Source organism: Alteromonas oceanisediminis (assembly GCF_018474025.1).
In the GTDB taxonomy this organism is placed as follows: Bacteria; Pseudomonadota; Gammaproteobacteria; order Enterobacterales; family Alteromonadaceae; genus Alteromonas_E; species Alteromonas_E oceanisediminis.
This window is the reverse complement of record NZ_JAHCTA010000002.1, coordinates 169,419-187,419: the sequence shown is the minus strand read 5'-3', so window position 1 is coordinate 187,419 and position 18,001 is coordinate 169,419. Positions and strand designations below refer to the sequence as shown.

At 48.4% G+C, this 18,001-nt stretch carries 20 protein-coding genes; 8 read left to right on the top strand and 12 right to left on the bottom strand.

The window, feature by feature from the left end; all coding sequences use genetic code 11:
- Positions 1-50 precede the first annotated feature (50 nt).
- Both KIU71_RS04080 and KIU71_RS04075 read right to left on the bottom strand, forming a co-directional pair.
- Positions 51-1,343, bottom strand: a complete 1,293-nt coding sequence (locus tag KIU71_RS04080; protein WP_214129905.1) for a DUF6575 domain-containing protein — start codon at positions 1,341-1,343, stop codon at positions 51-53.
- On the bottom strand, positions 1,340-1,753 hold the full coding sequence (locus KIU71_RS04075; RefSeq protein WP_214129904.1) for a hypothetical protein: 414 nt from the start codon (positions 1,751-1,753) through the stop codon (positions 1,340-1,342). The genes KIU71_RS04080 and KIU71_RS04075 overlap by 4 nt, the downstream gene beginning before the upstream one ends.
- 138 nt (positions 1,754-1,891) lie before the next feature.
- Here KIU71_RS04075 and KIU71_RS04070 point away from each other — a divergent pair, with 138 nt between their 5' ends.
- A complete protein-coding gene (locus tag KIU71_RS04070) occupies positions 1,892-2,533 on the top strand; it encodes a hypothetical protein (RefSeq protein ID WP_214129903.1) in 642 nt (213 codons plus the stop codon).
- A gap of 244 nt (positions 2,534-2,777) precedes the next feature.
- Here the strand turns inward: KIU71_RS04070 and gcvP are convergent, their stop codons facing one another.
- The 3 genes from gcvP to gcvT all read right to left on the bottom strand — a co-directional run bounded on the left by gcvP (position 2,778) and on the right by gcvT (position 7,277).
- Entirely contained in the window at positions 2,778-5,681 is a 2,904-nt protein-coding gene (gcvP, locus tag KIU71_RS04065; RefSeq protein WP_214129902.1) for an aminomethyl-transferring glycine dehydrogenase, read from the bottom strand.
- A 96-nt stretch (positions 5,682-5,777) separates the two neighbouring features.
- Positions 5,778-6,167: a glycine cleavage system protein GcvH gene (gcvH, locus tag KIU71_RS04060; RefSeq protein WP_214129901.1), complete on the bottom strand. Its 390-nt coding sequence runs from the start codon at positions 6,165-6,167 to the stop codon at positions 5,778-5,780.
- A gap of 30 nt (positions 6,168-6,197) precedes the next feature.
- Positions 6,198-7,277 (bottom strand): glycine cleavage system aminomethyltransferase GcvT, encoded by a 1,080-nt coding sequence (gcvT, locus tag KIU71_RS04055; RefSeq protein ID WP_214129900.1) that lies wholly within the window; start codon positions 7,275-7,277, stop codon positions 6,198-6,200.
- 136 nt (positions 7,278-7,413) lie between these two features.
- On the opposite strand from gcvT, the gene KIU71_RS04050 reads away from it, so the two are divergent.
- Together KIU71_RS04050 and KIU71_RS04045 are read left to right on the top strand one after the other, a co-directional pair.
- Positions 7,414-8,280, top strand: coding sequence for a LysR family transcriptional regulator (locus KIU71_RS04050; protein ID WP_214129899.1), 867 nt, complete (start codon positions 7,414-7,416; stop codon positions 8,278-8,280).
- 130 nt (positions 8,281-8,410) lie between these two features.
- Positions 8,411-8,764, top strand: a complete 354-nt coding sequence (locus KIU71_RS04045) for a hypothetical protein (RefSeq protein WP_214129898.1) — start codon at positions 8,411-8,413, stop codon at positions 8,762-8,764.
- On the opposite strand, the gene KIU71_RS17760 is transcribed toward KIU71_RS04045, so the two are convergent.
- Positions 8,752-8,937: a hypothetical protein gene (locus KIU71_RS17760; RefSeq protein ID WP_250207245.1), complete on the bottom strand. Its 186-nt coding sequence runs from the start codon at positions 8,935-8,937 to the stop codon at positions 8,752-8,754. The genes KIU71_RS04045 and KIU71_RS17760 overlap by 13 nt on opposite strands.
- Positions 8,938-9,155: 218 nt before the next feature.
- Here KIU71_RS17760 and KIU71_RS04035 point away from each other — a divergent pair, with 218 nt between their 5' ends.
- From KIU71_RS04035 to KIU71_RS04020, 4 genes are all read left to right on the top strand, one after another.
- Positions 9,156-9,461 (top strand): ArsR/SmtB family transcription factor, encoded by a 306-nt coding sequence (locus tag KIU71_RS04035; protein WP_214129897.1) that lies wholly within the window; start codon positions 9,156-9,158, stop codon positions 9,459-9,461.
- Between the two features lie 46 nt (positions 9,462-9,507).
- On the top strand, positions 9,508-10,044 hold the full coding sequence (locus KIU71_RS04030; protein WP_214129896.1) for a rhodanese-like domain-containing protein: 537 nt from the start codon (positions 9,508-9,510) through the stop codon (positions 10,042-10,044).
- A gap of 68 nt (positions 10,045-10,112) precedes the next feature.
- A complete protein-coding gene (locus KIU71_RS04025) occupies positions 10,113-11,681 on the top strand; it encodes an amidohydrolase family protein (RefSeq protein ID WP_214129895.1) in 1,569 nt (522 codons plus the stop codon).
- Between the two features lie 3 nt (positions 11,682-11,684).
- Complete coding sequence (locus KIU71_RS04020) at positions 11,685-11,903, top strand: hypothetical protein (RefSeq protein WP_214129894.1); 219 nt, start codon at positions 11,685-11,687, stop codon at positions 11,901-11,903.
- A 6-nt stretch (positions 11,904-11,909) separates the two neighbouring features.
- On the opposite strand, the gene elbB is transcribed toward KIU71_RS04020, so the two are convergent.
- The 3 genes from elbB to KIU71_RS04005 form a co-directional block, all read right to left on the bottom strand.
- Entirely contained in the window at positions 11,910-12,563 is a 654-nt protein-coding gene (elbB, locus tag KIU71_RS04015; RefSeq protein WP_214129893.1) for an isoprenoid biosynthesis glyoxalase ElbB, read from the bottom strand.
- Between the two features lie 223 nt (positions 12,564-12,786).
- Entirely contained in the window at positions 12,787-13,182 is a 396-nt protein-coding gene (locus tag KIU71_RS04010) for an HVO_A0114 family putative DNA-binding protein (protein WP_214129892.1), read from the bottom strand.
- Positions 13,182-13,556, bottom strand: coding sequence for a DUF6516 family protein (locus KIU71_RS04005; RefSeq protein ID WP_214129891.1), 375 nt, complete (start codon positions 13,554-13,556; stop codon positions 13,182-13,184). The genes KIU71_RS04010 and KIU71_RS04005 overlap by 1 nt, the downstream gene beginning before the upstream one ends.
- A gap of 165 nt (positions 13,557-13,721) precedes the next feature.
- Here KIU71_RS04005 and KIU71_RS04000 point away from each other — a divergent pair, with 165 nt between their 5' ends.
- Positions 13,722-14,210 carry a hypothetical protein gene (locus tag KIU71_RS04000; protein ID WP_214129890.1) on the top strand — a complete coding sequence of 163 codons (489 nt, stop codon included), beginning with the start codon at positions 13,722-13,724 and terminating at the stop codon, positions 14,208-14,210.
- Here the strand turns inward: KIU71_RS04000 and KIU71_RS03995 are convergent, their stop codons facing one another.
- Genes KIU71_RS03995 through pepP form a run of 3 tightly spaced genes read right to left on the bottom strand, consistent with a single transcriptional unit; the run spans position 14,211 to position 17,986 of the window.
- Positions 14,211-15,371 carry an FAD-dependent monooxygenase gene (locus KIU71_RS03995; RefSeq protein WP_214129889.1) on the bottom strand — a complete coding sequence of 387 codons (1,161 nt, stop codon included), beginning with the start codon at positions 15,369-15,371 and terminating at the stop codon, positions 14,211-14,213. It lies immediately after the preceding gene.
- Complete coding sequence (locus KIU71_RS03990) at positions 15,368-16,666, bottom strand: FAD-dependent monooxygenase (protein ID WP_214129888.1); 1,299 nt, start codon at positions 16,664-16,666, stop codon at positions 15,368-15,370. Before KIU71_RS03990 ends, KIU71_RS03995 begins: the two co-directional genes overlap by 4 nt.
- Positions 16,667-17,986, bottom strand: coding sequence for a Xaa-Pro aminopeptidase (pepP, locus tag KIU71_RS03985; protein ID WP_214129887.1), 1,320 nt, complete (start codon positions 17,984-17,986; stop codon positions 16,667-16,669).
- Positions 17,987-18,001: the final 15 nt, after the last annotated feature.

Here is an 18,001-nt window from a genome sequence, read left to right as displayed (position 1 = left end):
CTGAGACTGATTGATTAGAATAGAAAGTAGTTTTAACCTTACATTATTATCTATTGCGAATAATCGCGCCTATATGATTTAAGTAACTTCACCCAAGCAGTTAGACTACTTGCTCGTCTATTGATACTGGAACCCTTTAAACCTTTCACACACTTCAAAACGAACTCTCTTGAAGAATACGGATCGAGATCAGCTAGAGACTTCACGCCAGCCCATTGCATCCAAGCCCATCCAAAATCGCTGGATTCAACTCTGTCTGCAAGGAACTCATACTGTGCTTCTTTATTGTTCTTTTGGGCTAGTACTCTTCCAGCAGTAGTTACAGTATTATCGTTATTCAACAAGCCAAGACAACGTGCTGCATGAGCGTGATACTGCACTTGCCTTTGAGAACTAATACCATCTATAAATTGATGCTTTAATTCTCCACCTTCTATTCTGTGTTTTACGATAATAACAACTCGATCCAAGCGATTTGCCTGAGGAACCTTTAGTGAATCAATTATAGTTAGGGATACTTCTTCAAGCTTTTCGATAATTGGTTTTAGCCGAACAGCGTTGATTGAGATTGGTCTACTAAGTATGTTGGACGTTTTAGATTTCAAAGTTAAATCGAGCTTATTGATACTTACAATATCGAGTAAATTTTTCAATCTGTAAGGGTCTACATTGTATTCTTCTAACTTAGCTTCAAGTTCATTTACATCTTCCAACAAGGTCTCAAGCAACTCAATTGCCACAGCAGCACGTTCCTGGTTACTAGAACCTAGTTTCACATCAAATGAACCATAATCCGCCGTTAGTGGATGCAACGATGGATGTTGGTTTTTAGGATCCCTCATCATGCCTCTAACAACTTCACTAAAAGTATCTAGCGTATCAATAACTGCGTTATCAGAAGGTGAATCATTCCCTGACTTTTTTGCAATTCGAAGGTTGAAGTCCCACTTTGCTTCTGGTGCAAATGATTGAATATCTTCAGGGTCTATTGAGAAGTCCTTTGGGGGGAGGTTAACTGAACCAATATTTACCTCAGATATCGGCTCAATTGTAGTATATCTATTTCGGTCAGAATACGTTGATACTAGCATCAAACGCTTTGACTTAGTAAAGGACTCATAAAATGTGTACTCCTCACGAACCAACTCGTCCAATATTTTGGTAGATACTGGCATGTATACCCATTTTTTACATTCTCCGTTGTCATAATCTCCGCTCCAATACACAAGATAAAGGTGCTGAAGTTCATCTCTCACTGAAAAGCACTTTGGGCCATAGAATTCGTCGTATATTTCGAAAACTTTCAGTTTTCCTAAGATAGTGTCTTTGGGAAGAATATTCATGCTTCTATTGCCTCTTCATTTATATATTGATGAGGCAGCGCTCCCTCTTGAGCCCAAAGAGTGACATGACCAGACTTTTCTTTTATGACACCAAGCTCTGGTACGAGTTCGCCACAAACCGTTTGCCAGAGTTTGTACTGTTCAGGCGCTGGATAATTTCTAGTTTTGCGCTTCAATTTTGCCAACGAAGTAAAGAAAGACATACCAAACGATAATGGTTTATCTTTAGTGACATACACATAATCAGGATGTTCATCTCTATGTTTTTGGAAATCTATTTCGGTTGGAGGAATCGTTCTAACTAAACGATAAACGACGCCTTCCGCTGGAGAAGGTTCACAATTTTCAGGGATTCCTTCGGGAAAGTCACTAGGCCAAGTATATTGGATTTCGGTTTTATTTTGACTCATAGTTTATTCTTTTCGCATCCATTGCTCATGCAGTCGACAGATTTAGTATTGTTTTAACTTTAATAAAGTAACCTACTGCACATTTACTAATGATATTATGTGCAGTAGATAAGGAAATAGCAACAATATGAGATGGTTATGGGCGATAAAAACGGAACTACACCTGAATCAGGACAACTCATGAAAACCTTGCAAGAAGGCCAAGACAAAACTTTCGGAACCACTAAAAAAGCAGCAGATGCTGAAGACTTAACAGATACTCAAGTGGTCGTGGAGTCAGATTTAGGACTAGCTATATGGCTCGTACCTATCTATGTCCTCGTATATTCATTACTAGCTTTGTGGCTATTGGTAGATGGCTGGTTGTCGGGTTTTTCTTCTTTATTGAAATTTTGGGAAGTGGGTCACGATGTTGAGATTCCTGCTCAAATACCTTTTTTGTTTTTTACTATAGTGGGTTCTTTACTTGGAAGCGCTATTTTAGGAATTACATCTTTCCATCGTCACTATGCGATAAGTCATTCATTCAATAGAAAACATATTTGGGGTTTCTATTTTGCGCCATTGCTAGCGACAACTGTCGGTTGTTTGATTTTTGCTATCGTTCAAAGTGGTCTTCTAGTTTTGACTGGGGATATTGCAAATGAGAAAGATCCTGTGCGGGCCACTTTAGGCTACGTAGCAATAGGCGGAATAGCTGGTTATAATTGGGATGTTTTTGTGAAAAAGTTAGAAAGTTTGTCACAAGATCTACTTAACTCGAGTGATAAATCAAACTAACTGAATCACCACTAGTTTCCTAGACACCTGGTCTTTCACATAGGTTTAAAAACTTTGAGATTCTTTTCCCTGGAGTGAGCGAAATCCAAATCGCTGTGGTAGATGGTGAGCAACGGAAGCTGTAATTAGCTTTTTAACAATCAAATCTGAAAGCGCCCTTCAAGAATGAAAGGCGCTGTAGGTAAACTTAATTCCCACGGGGTAGCCCGTTATTTCCATGGGGGAACTTAGTTGTTCCACACAACTACTCCCCCATCTCCCGATAACTATCCAGGTCGGGGCAGCTGCATATCAGGTTGCGGTCGCCGTATACATCATCGATCCGGTTAACACTTGGCCAGAACTTATTGCGTGCGACCGCTGGTACTGGGTACGCGGCTAGCTTGCGGTCGTAGCTACGGTTCCAGTCGTTGTCGCAAATGTCCAGCAGGGTGTGTGGTGCATTGTGCAGCGGGTTGTCGGTAGCGTCCCACTCGCCGCTTTCCACTTTGGCGATTTCCTCACGGATGTGGATCATGGCTTCAATAAAGCGGTCTAGCTCCACTTGCGCTTCTGATTCGGTCGGCTCGATCATAAGCGTACCCGCCACGGGGAAACTCATTGTGGGGGCGTGGAAGCCATAATCATTCAGGCGTTTGGCAATATCCATTTCACTCACACCGCTGGCTTCTTTTAACGGACGCAAGTCGATAATGCACTCGTGCGCAACGCGGCCGTTGCGGCCTTTGTACAATATCGGGTAATGCCCTTCCAATTTGCGCGCAATGTAGTTGGCGTTCAAAATCGCCACTTCAGTGGCTTTTTTCAAGCCTTCGCCGCCCATCATTTTAATATACATGTAGCTGATAGGAAGGATCGATGCACTGCCCCACGGTGCCGCAGAAACAGCGCCGTTATCGTCACCAGTATTGTCTATCTTGATCACGGTGTGATTAGGCAAAAACGGTTCGAGGTGCTTTTTGACTCCGATAGGGCCCATGCCTGGGCCACCGCCGCCATGCGGAATACAGAAGGTTTTGTGCAAGTTCAGGTGGGATACGTCTGCACCAATAAAACCGGGCGATGTGATCCCAACCTGCGCGTTCATGTTGGCACCGTCTAAATAAACCTGGCCACCAAATTCATGCATAATATCGCAAATTTCACGTATCGTTTCTTCATAAACACCGTGTGTTGAAGGGTAGGTGATCATGGCGCAAGAGAGGTTTTCAGCAACATCAGCGGCCTTTTTACGCAAATCTGCTAAATCGACGTTGCCGTCTTTGTCACAGTTTACCACTACCACTTTAAGGCTAACCATTTGCGCCGATGCTGGGTTAGTACCGTGCGCAGAACTGGGGATCAAGCAAACATTGCGGTGCGCTTCTCCACGGCTAGCGTGGTAACGCTGGATAGCCAACAGACCTGCATATTCACCTTGCGCACCAGAGTTAGGTTGCATGGAAAGCGCATCGTAGCCAGTGATGTTGATGAGCCATTCACTCAGCTCAGCAATCATCTCAGCATAACCTTGCGCTTGATCCAGTGGTGCGAACGGGTGCAGTTTGCCAAATTCTGGCCATGTCACGGGTATCATTTCAGCCGTTGCATTTAGCTTCATGGTGCATGAGCCCAATGAAATCATCGAGTGATTGAGCGCTAAATCTTTATCTTCTAATGACTTAATGTAACGCAACATCTCGGTTTCAGAATGATATTTGTTGAAGACTTCGTGGGTTAAAATCGGCGTCGTGCGGTTTAGATCTGCCGGGATCGATTGTGAACCCTGTGTAGTCACAATCGCATCAATATCATCTACCGCGATACCATGGTCATCACCGAGGAAAACTTTTAGCAACGCATCGATATCGTTACGCGTGGTGGTTTCATCCATCGTTACGCCAACAGCACCGTTAAGATCGGCGCGCAAATTCAAGCCCATATCGATGGCGCGTTTTAGTACGGCTTCTTTATCGTCAACCACAACTCCAACGGTATCAAACCACGTGTTATGTAGTAGGCCAATTTCTTTTTGCTGCAATGCTTTTGCAAAAATATCGGCCATGCGATGAATGCGCTGAGCAATAACCTTCAAACCCACAGGGCCATGGTAAACCGCGTAAAACGACGCCATGTTCGCCAATAGCACCTGCGCCGTACAAATGTTGGAGTTCGCCTTTTCGCGGCGAATATGTTGTTCACGCGTTTGCAATGCCATGCGCAGTGCTGGATTGCCGCGCGTGTCTTTACTCACGCCAATAATGCGCCCCGGTAGTGAACGCTTATACTCGTCGCGCGTGGCGAAGAACGCCGCGTGTGGACCACCGTAGCCCATGGGCACACCAAAGCGCTGCGCACTACCCAGCACAACGTCGGCACCGAGTTCACCGGGTGACTTGAGTAACACTAAACTCATGATGTCGGCGGCAACAGCCACAATCCCTTTGTTCGACTGCACAGCAGCGATGATGTCACTGATATCAGTGATTTCACCGGTGGTGCCCGGATACTGGAGTAACGCACCAAAAATGTCGTGATCCGGCGCTTCCGCAGCCGGTCCGGTAATGATCTCGAAACCAAACATTTCTGCGCGTGTTTCTACAACGTCGCGTGTTTGCGGGTGCACATTATCCGCAATGAAAAAGGCATTGGCCTTTTTATTTTTACTCACGCGTTTGGCCAAACCCATCGCCTCAGCGGCAGCGGTCGCTTCATCAAGCAATGATGCCGATGCCAACGGTAAACCGGTTAAATCGATCGTGACCTGTTGAAAATTCAAAATAGCTTGTAATCGGCCTTGCGCGATTTCAGGCTGATACGGCGTGTACGCTGTGTACCAACCGGGATTCTCCAGCACATTGCGTAAAATCACATTGGGCGTATGCGTGTCGGTATAGCCCATGCCGATGAACGAACGCATGACTTTGTTTTTGCTGGCTACCGCCTTTAACTGCGTGAGTGCATCAACTTCCGTTTCTGCCTTGCCGACATTGAGCGGCTCCGGTAATCGGATTTTGGCCGGTACGGTTTGTTCCATCAAATCGTCAAGTGAGGTTGCGCCGATGGTATCGAGCATCGCGGCGATTTCAGGTTGACCTGGGCCGATATGGCGGCGCACAAAATCAAAGGGTTGCTCTAGTTGGGCAAGGGTCGGTGTTTGATTCGACATAATGATAAGTCACTCGTGTTCGCAATGATAAAGAAAAAAGCACCGCGTGAATAACGACGCGATGCTTTAAGCGGTCCAGCTAAATCAGTTGGAAGATCAATCTTCTTCGATGGTGCTTTCGTAACCTTCGGCGTCAAGAAGCCCTTCCACTTCAGCAGGATCTTCGGCTTTGATTTTAAACATCCAGCCATCACCATACGGGTCAGAATTGACCAATTCTGGTGAGTCTTCCAAATCGCCGTTAATCGCTAGAATTTCACCGCTGATAGGGGCGTAAACATCAGAAGCCGCCTTGACTGATTCAGCCACGACGATGTCATCGCCAGTACTCACTTCGTCGCCCACGTCAGGCAATTCAACAAACACCATATCGCCAAGTAGATCTTGCGCATGCTCGGTAATACCAACAGTAAAGGTGCCATCACCTTCGGGGCGAACCCATTCGTGGGTGGCGGTGTAACGTAATTCTTTAGGGATATTGCTCATAACGGTTCCTGATGTAGTCTTTGGGTTAATTTATAAAACGCTTTTGCCATTGCGAACAAAGCTGGGTTTTACCACGTTAACTGTAACCCACTTTTTACGCATTTCCACTTCAACCGTATCACCCACATTGGCAGGGACACGCGCCATGGCGATAGAGTGACCAAGCGTAGGCGAGAACGTGCCAGAGGTAATCACGCCATCGCCGGCTTCACAGCGGACAGCCTGGCCTGCGCGCAATACGCCTTTGTCTTTCATCACCAGGCCCACTAACTTCGCGGTGCCCTGCGCTTTGTGCTGCTCCAGTGCTTTACGCCCAACAAAATCACGGTCAGCCGGTTCCCATGTAATGGTCCAGCCCATGTTGGCTGCCAATGGCGAGGTGTTTTCATCCATGTCTTGGCCGTACAAATTCATTCCGGCTTCTAACCGGAGGGTATCGCGAGCGCCCAGACCGCAGGGCTTCACGCCCGCATCGAGCAACTGCTGCCACAGGCTCCCAGCATCAGATTTGTTCACGATAATTTCGTAACCGGCTTCGCCTGTATACCCCGTTGTGGCGATAAACAGGTCTTCTGCCTGTACGCCGAAAAACGGCTTCATGCCAGCAACCGCTTCTTGCTGCGCAGCACTGAATACGCTACCGGCTTTTTCCTTGGCGTTGGGGCCCTGCACGGCAATCATGGCAAATTCGTCACGCGGATTAATTGATACATCAAAGCCATCGGCTTGCTTATTCAGCCAATCGAGATCTTTCTGACGAGTGGCGGAGTTAACCACCACACGGTAGTTGGTGTCGTCAAAGTGATAAACAATCAAGTCATCAATCACGCCACCCTCTTCATTCAACATACCAGAATAGAGCGCTTTGCCTTTCACGGTGAGCTTGGCCACATCGTTGGCGAGCAGATGTTGAAGGTACGCTTTCGCCTGCGCGCCCTGCACATCAACAATGGTCATGTGAGACACGTCGAACATGCCCGCATCTTGGCGTACCGCATGATGTTCTTCAATTTGAGAGCCATAATTGATTGGCATATCCCAGCCGAAAAAATCGACGAGTTTGGCGCCTAATTTTACATGCTCTGGATGCAGTGCAGTTTGCTTGTTCATAATCGCTGATCACTCACTGTGAGAAAATATTACTAAGCAGTATAGAAAGGCGACCTCTGAGTCTCAAATTTGTATTTCAAATCATTACATTTACTTTTATTATGTATTAACCGCCCAAGGATAATATTTACAAATCATGAAGCAGCTTTCGATGGACACCTTACGCACCTTCGTGGCGATTATAAATGAAGGAGGCTTTGCTAAGGCGGGCAACCGGCTTGGGCGCTCTCAACCCGCCATCAGCTTACAGATTAAGAAAATCGAGGAACAACTGGGGCAACGCTTGTTTCGCAAGGTGGGCCAGCGTTACGAAGCGACTGCGGTTGGCCGCTGGGTATTTGATAAAGCTGTACAAATACTGCAATTGAATGATGAGGTATTTCGTTACGTCGAGCAGGATCCACTGCGTGGTCGAATGCGATTGGGTATTCCCAGTGAGTTTGCGTCGATTTTGCTGCCCTCCATCATCGGAGAGTTTTCAGCGCTCTACCCAGATGTTTCGTTGGAGGTAACCTCCGCGTTGAGTTACGAGTTGCTCAGCGATGAAAAGCGAGATGCCTTTGACGTGGTTTTAGCTCTGGCAAACAGTCAGGTCGCCAAATTGGCTGATTATGCGGTGAAAGACGATGTTGTTTGGATTGGAGACACGGCGGTCAAGCCCAGTAAGCAAGCAATATCGCTGGTACTGGCACCGGAGGGCTGCGTGTATCGAACCCGCGTGATCGAGCGCTTAAAATCGCAAACAGTGCCGTGGCGTATTGCCTACACCAATGCGGATCTCAGTGGATTAAATGCTGCGATCACACAGGGTATTGGCATCACCGCGCTTGCCAGACGCAGTGTGCCCGCCAATTTAAGTGTGATTTCTGGCCGGCATCTACCCCATCTCGGCAATATTCACGTTTGCCTGTTTGACCGCGCAAAACATCGCGAACAACGCAATCAGTCAACCATCAGCGCTACGTTGGTTAAGTTTATTGCAGGTCGGTTACCCACGGCCTAAATTAGCGTCAACGGATAAACTTGCAGAATCGGAATTCTGGCATAAGCTGATTATGCGGGACGCTGAGGTGCAGTGCAGAAAAGACACCTTCACTATTCGACAGGAAGTTTCACACAGCTTGGAAAGAACTATGAAAATTCGTTTACCTATAAAGCGCAGCGTGTTGATATTAGCGCCACTCACGGCAATGTTCAGTGCTACGCTGCAAGCGCACGACCATGATAAAGACAATGATGTTTACTCCACAGAAGCCTACTGCTTGCTGCAAAAGGAAAATGTGGATCATCGCTACCTTGAAGCCTATGCCAAGAAACTGGGGATGGTGCCCTCTCGTAAAACATGTCGCTCGTTCCTTGAGTTTGCTGAGTCGGTGACACCCAAAGAATGGGATTACCCGCAAGGTAAACCTTATCCCGGCAGTGTTATCCGGCTCACTCCTGCGCAAATCGAAAAAATCAAAGGCGCTAAGAATCAAAACGACTGAAGTGACAGCGTAAAGGGCGCTCGATAAATGAGCGCCACGCGTCTCACCGCTAGGTACCATTTCTGTTCGTCAAACTGCAAGCGTCTCTTAACTTCTTGCTTCGTTGCACCAAGCCTTACAAGCGCTTTTACGTGAAAGCCGATTCCCCCATCGCACTGTGTCGATACATCCATCGCCAACGCAATCAGTTCTTTTGTTTTTTTGTCCTCAAAGAACACCGTCGTTAGTGGCTGCTTTGGCCTTAGCAGAAAAACCTGGCAGGGTTTCGCCGATGTTTGCGCGAAGATCGTGCAATATAAATATTAACAAGGCGTAATACCAACCCAGTGTTGACATTACTGCTCTAGGTCAATAACATTAGAAATATCTAATGTATTGAGTAAATAAATAGATGCTGAGTGTAGACCAAAAGCACGCCATGGCCGACAATGCCGTCAAAGCAGAAGCGATGATGAAACTACTGGCTAACCAGTATCGCTTGCGGGTTTTGTGTGCGCTTGTGGATGGTGAAAAGTCGGTATCTGAATTAGAAGCTATCGTCGGCTTGAGCCAATCTGCGCTTTCACAGCACTTAGCGAAATTACGTAGTGCTGATGTGGTGATCACGGAAAAGCGAGGTCAAATGGTGCTTTACAAACTGGCCAGCGTAGAAGTGAACGCTATTTTGTCTACGTTGTATCTGATTTATTGCCGTTAAGCGCTTCCAATATCAACGACGTTGACTGACTCCAGAGGCTAACCCTATGCTTATTCAACCTGTAACCCCAGCCACTGCCGCTCAGTGGCACCGAGAAGGTTCTGCCGTTTTTATTGACGTGCGCGAACCGGCTGAGTTTTCCTCGCGCCATATCAAAGGCGCACTGCTTAAACCTGTGGGCAATATCAGTGTCGAGGACCTGCCTCGCACTAACAAGAAAATCGTACTGTACTGCCAAAAAGGAGTGCGGGGCCAAACAGCCTGCACCAAGGTCACCAGTGGTGAAGATGACATTACAGTGTTTAATTTGACCGGTGGTATTGCCGCGTGGCAAGCAGATGACTTACTTGAGACAGGCGAAGCATCGATACTGCCGCTGGATAGACAAGTACAAATCACGATTGGAGCAGGCGTTTTACTCAGTAGCTTAGCGGCCTACTTTTTCCATCCAGCCTACGTGGGTATCGCCGGCTTCTTTGGCGCTGGCTTGTTGTTTGCTGGGGTATCTGGCACCTGTGGGCTCGCCGTTTTACTCGCCAAAATGCCATGGAATCAAAAGATTGGACAAGGGGCGAAGCACTGATCAGAGTGTACAAGTGTGTGCGATACCGCTAACGTATACTAAAAAGTCACGCTACTAGAGAGCTTTTCATGAAACGCACACTCTTTGCCACGCTCATTTGCCTATGTTTACACTCAGTTGCCGCCGCGAAACCCGGCGAGAAAGCGCCAGATAAGCAATCCTTTGAAGGCGATGGTCCGCATAGCCAACTCATTCTGCGCGGCGTTACCGTGATCACCGGCGAAGGTGCGCCCGCACGAGGTCCAGTGGACATCGTGATTGAAAACGATCGCATCGTGAATATTGTTAATGTGGGTCACCCTGATGTGCCAATTGTGGCGGAACGCCCTGAGCTAAAACGCGGTGGCAAGGAAATGGATTTAGCCGGTCGCTATGTGTTGCCAGGATTTGTTGATATGCATGGTCATATTGGTGGTTCAGCGGACAACATTCCGGCTGAGTATGTGTTTAAGTTGTGGATGGGACACGGGATCACCACCGTGCGCGAACCGGGCAGTTTTAATGGCATCGACTGGGTCATGGATCACGTTGAGCGCAGCCAGAAGAACCAGATTGTTGCACCGCGTATCATTCCCTACCTTGGCTTTGGAATGGGTTCAACATCGCCGATAGCGACTCCCAAACAGGCGAGAGAGTGGATGCGTTCAGCAAAACAGCAAGGCGCGCAGGGAGTGAAGTTTTTTGGCGCATCACCCGCCATTATGAAGGCAGCCCTTGATGAAGCTGAAAAACAAGGCTTGGGTACCATGATGCATCATGCCCAGTTGAATGTCATGAGTATGAACGCGTTGGATTCTGCGCGCTTGGGCCTAACGACCATGGAACATTGGTACGGGTTACCTGAAGCCTTGTTTGATGATGAGGTGATACAAGATTATCCCGCCGATTATAACTATAACAACGAGCAACACCGTTTTGCTGAGGCTGGAAAGCTATGGTTGCAAGCCGCTGAGCCGGGCTCCGAACGCTGGCAGCGTGTGCGCGACGAGCTGATTGAGCTTGATTTCACCATTAACCCCACCATGACCATTTACGAAGCAAGCCGCGATCTCATGCGGGAGCGCTTTGCCGAATGGCACGACGATTACACCCTGCCAACGCTATGGGACTTCTTTACACCCAGTCGCTATGCACACGGCTCATACTGGTTCGATTGGACCACCCAGCAAGAAATTGACTGGAAACACAACTTCGCACGCTGGATGACCTTTCTCAACGATTTCAAAAATCACGGTGGGCGTGTCACAACCGGATCGGATTCTGGTTACATTTATAAAATCTACGGCTTTGGCTACATTCGTGAATTCGAACTACTGCAAGAAGCGGGCTTTCATCCGCTGGAAGTGGTTCAATCTGCCACGCTCAACGGCGCCGAGGCGCTGGGGCTGAGTGAAGAGATTGGTTCTATCACCATTGGTAAGAAAGCCGATTTAGTTGTGGTCGGTGAAAACCCACTGCACAATTTCAAGGTATTGTACGGCACAGGGCATTATCGGCTGAATGACGACAACGAACCGGTACAAACCACGGGTATCGAATATACGATTAAAGACGGTATCGTATACGACGCCCAGCGCCTATTGAGCGACGTGCGAAGCATCGTGGAGCGTGCAAAGCAGGCAGAAAAAGGCGAATAGCGCATGACCTCTCAGAAGATTTCGACCCAACAACGTCGTAAAACAGCCAAGCGGCTTTTGCTTAACGCCGCGCTTTTAGTGTTGATGTTTATCGTGATGTTGAATCTCGACGACGGCAGCGAGCAAATCGCCACCATCCTGAGCATTGGCTACGTCGCTGTGCCAGCGGTCGTAGCTCTGCTCGTTTTGATGGCCTTTGCACTGTGGCGCCGCAAAGATTGACAGGCATCAATCACACAGTTGGATGACTTCCTTCACCAGCTTAGCAATGCCCGCGTCAGCGTCTAGTATGGACTGCGCCAGCATATAAGCCGGGGTTGATACCAACTTATGCTCAGCATCAACGACAATATCTTCCACTGCGCAGTTCATATGCTCTGCGCCCATCTTTTCAATTGCGCTGGCCGTGTCTTCATCGTTGCCGATAGTGCATTTCGCTGTATTACCGTACACCCGTGGCACAAGCGCCGGTGCGATACACACATACCCAGCAGGCTTACCCAATTGTGCGAAGGCTTTCAGTGCCTTCAAGGTTGTTGGCTCGACTTCACAGTCTGCGCCGGCTTGCGCAAAATTCGATAAATTCTTCGCAGCGCCAAACCCGCCGGGCAAAATCACCGCGTCAAAATCTGCCGCATTCAGCTCACTAACGGGCTTTATCTCGCCACGCGCGATACGAGCGGCCTCGGTTAACACATGGCGAGTCTCATCAGTGGCGTCGCCCGTGACATGATTAACCGTGTGCATTTGTTCAACGTCCGGCGCAAAACACTGATAACTTGCGCCGGCTTTAGCGACGTATAAGAGGGTCAATACCGCTTCCTGAATTTCGCTGCCATCAAAAACACCGCAGCCGGAAAGAATAATAGCGATTTTTTTCATGTGTACTCCTACGTTAGTGAAACTGAGGCACACGGCTAACGCGTATGATTAACGAAGCAATGTGACTTACATTTTATGAATGTCATTTAGCGCCTAGATAGCTATTTTTTCTATCTCGAGTTCAGATTAAGTAATGAAGATGAAGGGGAATAAATCAAGTCTGGGGCTTGCTGATTGTTGAAATACCGTCACAATATGATAGATATATCATATTAATAACAGGCTATGCAGCTTGCTGTCGTAGCTCTGCGAGTGAATCCTCAATTTCTCGAGTAATTACAATCTCAAAGTCAGTAAAAATCGCCACTGGCTTTAGGTTTCGTCCTTGCCCTTTTTCAAGGCGTACAAACCCTTTGTCGCTCAATGCTTTTAAAGTATTGGAGAGATTAGACTTTTTTCGACCAGATAGCTCTGCAAGTGCAGAGACGCTATCGGGACGTTCAGTGTCAATTAACCTTAGTAGCGCTATGTTGTCTGGATTCAAAATTTGAGAAATAGCGTTAAGAGAGGTATACCAAACCTTCGGTTCATCTTCACTTGGTGTATATTTTCCCTGAGCTATAGCTAGGACTCGTATACGTATAAGCTGCTCAGACATGATGCCGATTCTGGCTTTCATCACTTTTTACCTTCTATTGCTTCAATAGTACTATCTATGCCTGTGAAAAAATCATTAAGTAGCGTAGCAGAGTCTTTAAACTCATAAGGTGTGCCTTTATCACTAGCTGACTTATGTACATGGTCATAATCATAGCGCTTCGCTGAGAAGCCCTTCTTCTTCAAGGGCTTTACTGCGTGAGCATTGTCCATGCCAAGAACGCGTTTATTGTACTTGTTGTGTAATGTTAGGTTGTAGCGGATGCCGTGAGGTCTTTCTTTAGTTGGTCGCACTTCCCAAGCTTCAATCTTCCACCAGTAACCATCATCTCTATGTGCCTCAGTATCATGCAGCGCAAGAAGGTTGGCTAATCCACTATCCAAATCATAATTCACACAATTAAGTTATGACCTGAGTATAACTAACAAGCGCTTGTTCGTCTACTACGTTACTCTTTTCATATTGAAAAAGTCGGTGGCTTTCTTTAATTGCAAAGCATTGGTCATACTGGCAGAGATTTTTTCACAACGGAGCAAAATCTTTCCTTGATTGACGCACTGATGACTGTCTCAACAGAATCTGGCGTACCGATTTACAACGAAACGCACCGTCAACGATTTAACTTTGCCGCTCACGTGTGTGCTGACTATGTGAAAAAGCGACCTGAACTGAAGCAAACTGCGGATTACAGTCATTTTTGCTGTGTAGCCTTTACTTTGCTTGATGATCAACAAGCAGCTTTGGACATCATCTTGCCAACGATTGAGCATATTCACGCACGCGTTGGCCATACTGAGAGCCCACAAGTGTCAGCGCCCGACGCCCCCGAATATGCCGATGCACTGAATGCTCATACACATTGGTGGCTAGAGATCTTGCGACGAGCCGCCGCTGAGCGACGAGAGCATTTCACCATTACCTGTGAGTTTGGCCCCTCACCTTATATGCCGACGGTTCCGTTTACACAGCAAGCAATCAATAACCAATGGAAACTAAACGTGTGGATGAAAGATTACATCAAACGGCAATGTGCGTCGTTTAGCGCCTGACTAACCTTGCATGGCCTGCGCGATGAGGCTGCGTTTGATACCGCCAGCGTGGTTGAACAGCTGCATACCGGTGCCCCGCACCCATTTTTTTAATGGGTTTGCGCCACTGAAAAGCTGTTTAAAACCTTCCATGGTTGCAATCATTTTGACGGTTTGCGCCTTACGTTCGCGCTCGAATGCGCGCAAAGCACTGCGCTGCCCTAATGCATCGGCGGATACGCTTCGCAACGCTTGTGCCAACGCAATAGCGTCCTGAAAACCGAGGTTAACACCCTGCCCGGCTAACGGGTGAATGGTGTGCGCCGCATCGCCTATCAGTACCACGCGTTCGCCAACCCATTGCCGCGCATAACGCATGCTTAGTGGCACCGATACGCGCTCTGATAACAGCTCGCACGGGCCCAACTGCATGTCTATCGCAACCGCCAACTCACGCTCGAAGTCGGCGGCAGGGAGTTGCATCAGCCGGTTTGCCTCATCAGTATCTTGTGACCACACAATGGAACAGTGATTTTGGTCATTCAGCGGTAAAAACGCCAGAGGTCCTGTTGGTGTGAAGGCTTGGCGGGCAGCGTGCTCGTGGGGTTTAGACGTTTGCACCGTGGAAACGATCGCAGTGTGATCGTAATGCCAGAACGAAATAGGTAATTGGGCAGCCTTGCGCACAATAGAATTGGCACCGTCTGCGCCAATCAGCAGTTTACCTGCCAGCAGCTGTTTACTGGTGTGCACTAGCGCAAGTTGGTCGCTAATGTCGATGCGCTCAATAGATGTATGCTCAAGCACCGTCAGATTGTTTGTCGACACAGCGGCTAGGGCATTCACTATGTTTTGGTTTTCGATAATGTGCCCCAGTTGTGCATGCTCTGTCTCTGATGCCGCAAAATCAATCCGACCGAAGCTGTCTTTTTCCCACACCTGCATGTGGGTGTAGGCGCATAGGCGATCGGCTTGAATATGCTGCCAAGCCCCCACACTATTCAACATCTGTTGCGATTGTGCATTGATGGCAGACACCCGTGGCTCAGTAATGTCAGTCAGCGCTTTGCTGATGGGCCCCTGGTCGATTAAACACACCGTACACGCGTGCTCGCTCAACAGCTTAGCCATCGCCAAACCGACCATACCGCCGCCCACGATGATGATGTCAAAATGCTTCATAAATCTCCTTGCAGCGGCTGTGCCCGTTCGCGATACCCCATCGCACGCCGCGCCATTTGGCGCTTAATCATCGGAATATGGTCGAGTAACACCAGCGCGGCGTTCCGCCCCATGACCAATGGCCAGTGATGGTTAGAGAACGTGTGTACCAAGGTATCGGTCGCGGAGATGACCGCGCTGCGATCGTCGGCTCTACGTGCCTGGTAAGCCTGCAAATGCCGCCACTCACCTATGTCGATTGAGTCATCGGTGTGAGCCAACGAAGCCTGCTCGGTCGCTTGACACTGCATGACCCAGTCGTAAACATCGCGTAAGCCCAGATTAAAACCCTGGCCGGCAATAGGGTGCAGTGTTTGCGCGGCATTACCGAAAAGCACACTGCGATGCGCAATGACTCGCTCAGCACAATTGAGCTGCAATGGGTACACGTGTCTTTCACTAACCGTCGTAAAACGACCATGATGGGCGCCGACTAACTCGTGTAGCGAGGCCAGAAAAAATGCATCATCCTCTTGCAGGCGCTGGACAAATTCAGTGGCATGTTGATCAAGGGTCCAAACCAGTGAATACAAACCGCCTGAATGCGCAGGGGATAAATCCGCTGCCAACGGTAACAACGCTAATGGGCCATGTTGAGTAAAACGCTCAAACGCTTGGTTCGCATGAGGTTGTTCGCAGGATACGTTGGCAATAATTGCTGTCTGCGCATAATCGGTTGAGGAAAAGCTGAAGCCTAGCGCCTGCGAGAGCGGTGAACGCCCGCCATCCGCTACAGCCACACATCGACAGGATAATTGTTTACCCGACGAGAGCGTTAAACAGACCTGTGACTGATGTTGCCTAGCCGCCTCCACGGAATCCGGCGCAAACACAATCAGTCTGTCAGGCTGTTCGTCGCGCCACTGACTAAATCGCGACGCCAATGCCTGATTTAAATGCGATATCGGCGTAACAATCCCTAGCCTAGCCATGTTTAGCTGACCTGCACGTAGATAGGTTTTGCCAATAAACCCGGCATCAGACACTTGAATATCGTGAATATCACACGCCGATAACTGCTTTACACTCACATCCAGTGCTGCTAGAAAATCTACGCTGTGACCCGCCAAGGCAAGGCAGCGTGCGTCGAACTGAGGTGTATTGTGCTCAAGATCACTTTCAGCGCCTGAGCGCAGTAACTGCGGATCGATAACGGCCACCTTAAGCGACGTAAACGTCATCATTCCCAGCGCTAAGGTGAGGCCCACCGTACCGCCCCCCACAATGGCGATGTCACACTCCGCCACCTCACCCATTTAGGAACCCTGCTGCATTAAGCGTTCAATAGCGTCAATGGTTTTCGGCACACCGTTAGTGAGAATGTCATGGCCATCTGGTGTGATAACGATGTCATCTTCAATCCGAATACCAATACCACGATACATTTCAGGCACGGGAGCATCTTCCGGTATATACAAGCCCGGCTCCACGGTGAGCACCATATTGGGTTCAAGCAGCCGGTCGTTACCATTGCGTTTATAATCACCCACATCGTGAACGTCCAGACCAATCCAATGCCCTAATCCATGCATAAAAAAGCGCTGATAAGCTTTTTTGGCAATGAGATGCTCTACGTCACCTTCAAGCATATTAAGTTTGATCAAGCCGTCCACCAGCACACGCAAACATGCCAGCATTGCCTGACCTATAGTGGCGCCAGGTTTGAGGATATTCAGCGCAGCATACTGGCTATCCAGAACCAACTGATACAAGGTTGCCTGAGGCTGCGTGAAGCGCCCACCAATCGGAAACGTTCGCGTAATATCAGCAGCATAGCCCAAATATTCTGCGCCAGCGTCGATCAGCACGAGTTCATCGTCGTGCAGCGGATCACGGTTTTCGGTGTAATGCAATATACACGCATTTTTGCCGCTACCCACAATACTGCTGTAAGCAGCGCTTCGAGCGCCACGATAGGCGAACTCGTGCAGGATGTCGGCCTCAAGCTGATATTCATAACGTGCAGTTGCGGCAGCGCGCATGGCGCGGCAATGAGCATCTGCTGAAATAGACGCGGCGGTACGCATAACGTCTAACTCTTCCGGTGTTTTGAAAAGCCGCATTTCATGTAATATCGTGCGGATATCCTGCACCGTGTGTGGCGCTTTTTTGGATTGCTTTGGCGCCTTGCGTAACTGATCAAGCACCTCAAACACCAATGTCTCAGCTTCGCCGTGTTCGCCCAGCGCAAAATACAAGTGATCATGCTGATTGAGTAAGTCGGCTAGCACCCATTCTATTTCAACTTGGCTGCACGCCTCATCGACACCAAACGCCTGAATCGCGGCATCAGGCCCTACGCGGCGACCCTGCCAAACTTCTTTCTCAGGATCTTTCGGCAAACACGCCAATACACTGAAGCTGCCACCGTATTGCTCACTATTCGATAAGATTAGCCAGGCGTCAGGCTCGGCAAAACCGGTCAGATAATAAAAATCGCTGTTCTGTCGAAACGTAAACTCAGTATCACGGCTGCGGCTTTGCAGTCGATTTCCCGGAACCACACAAACACTGTTAGGCAACAGTTGCTCAATCAGCCTGTCGCGACGCTGTTGGTGAAACTCAATGGATAACATAGACAACCGGCCCTT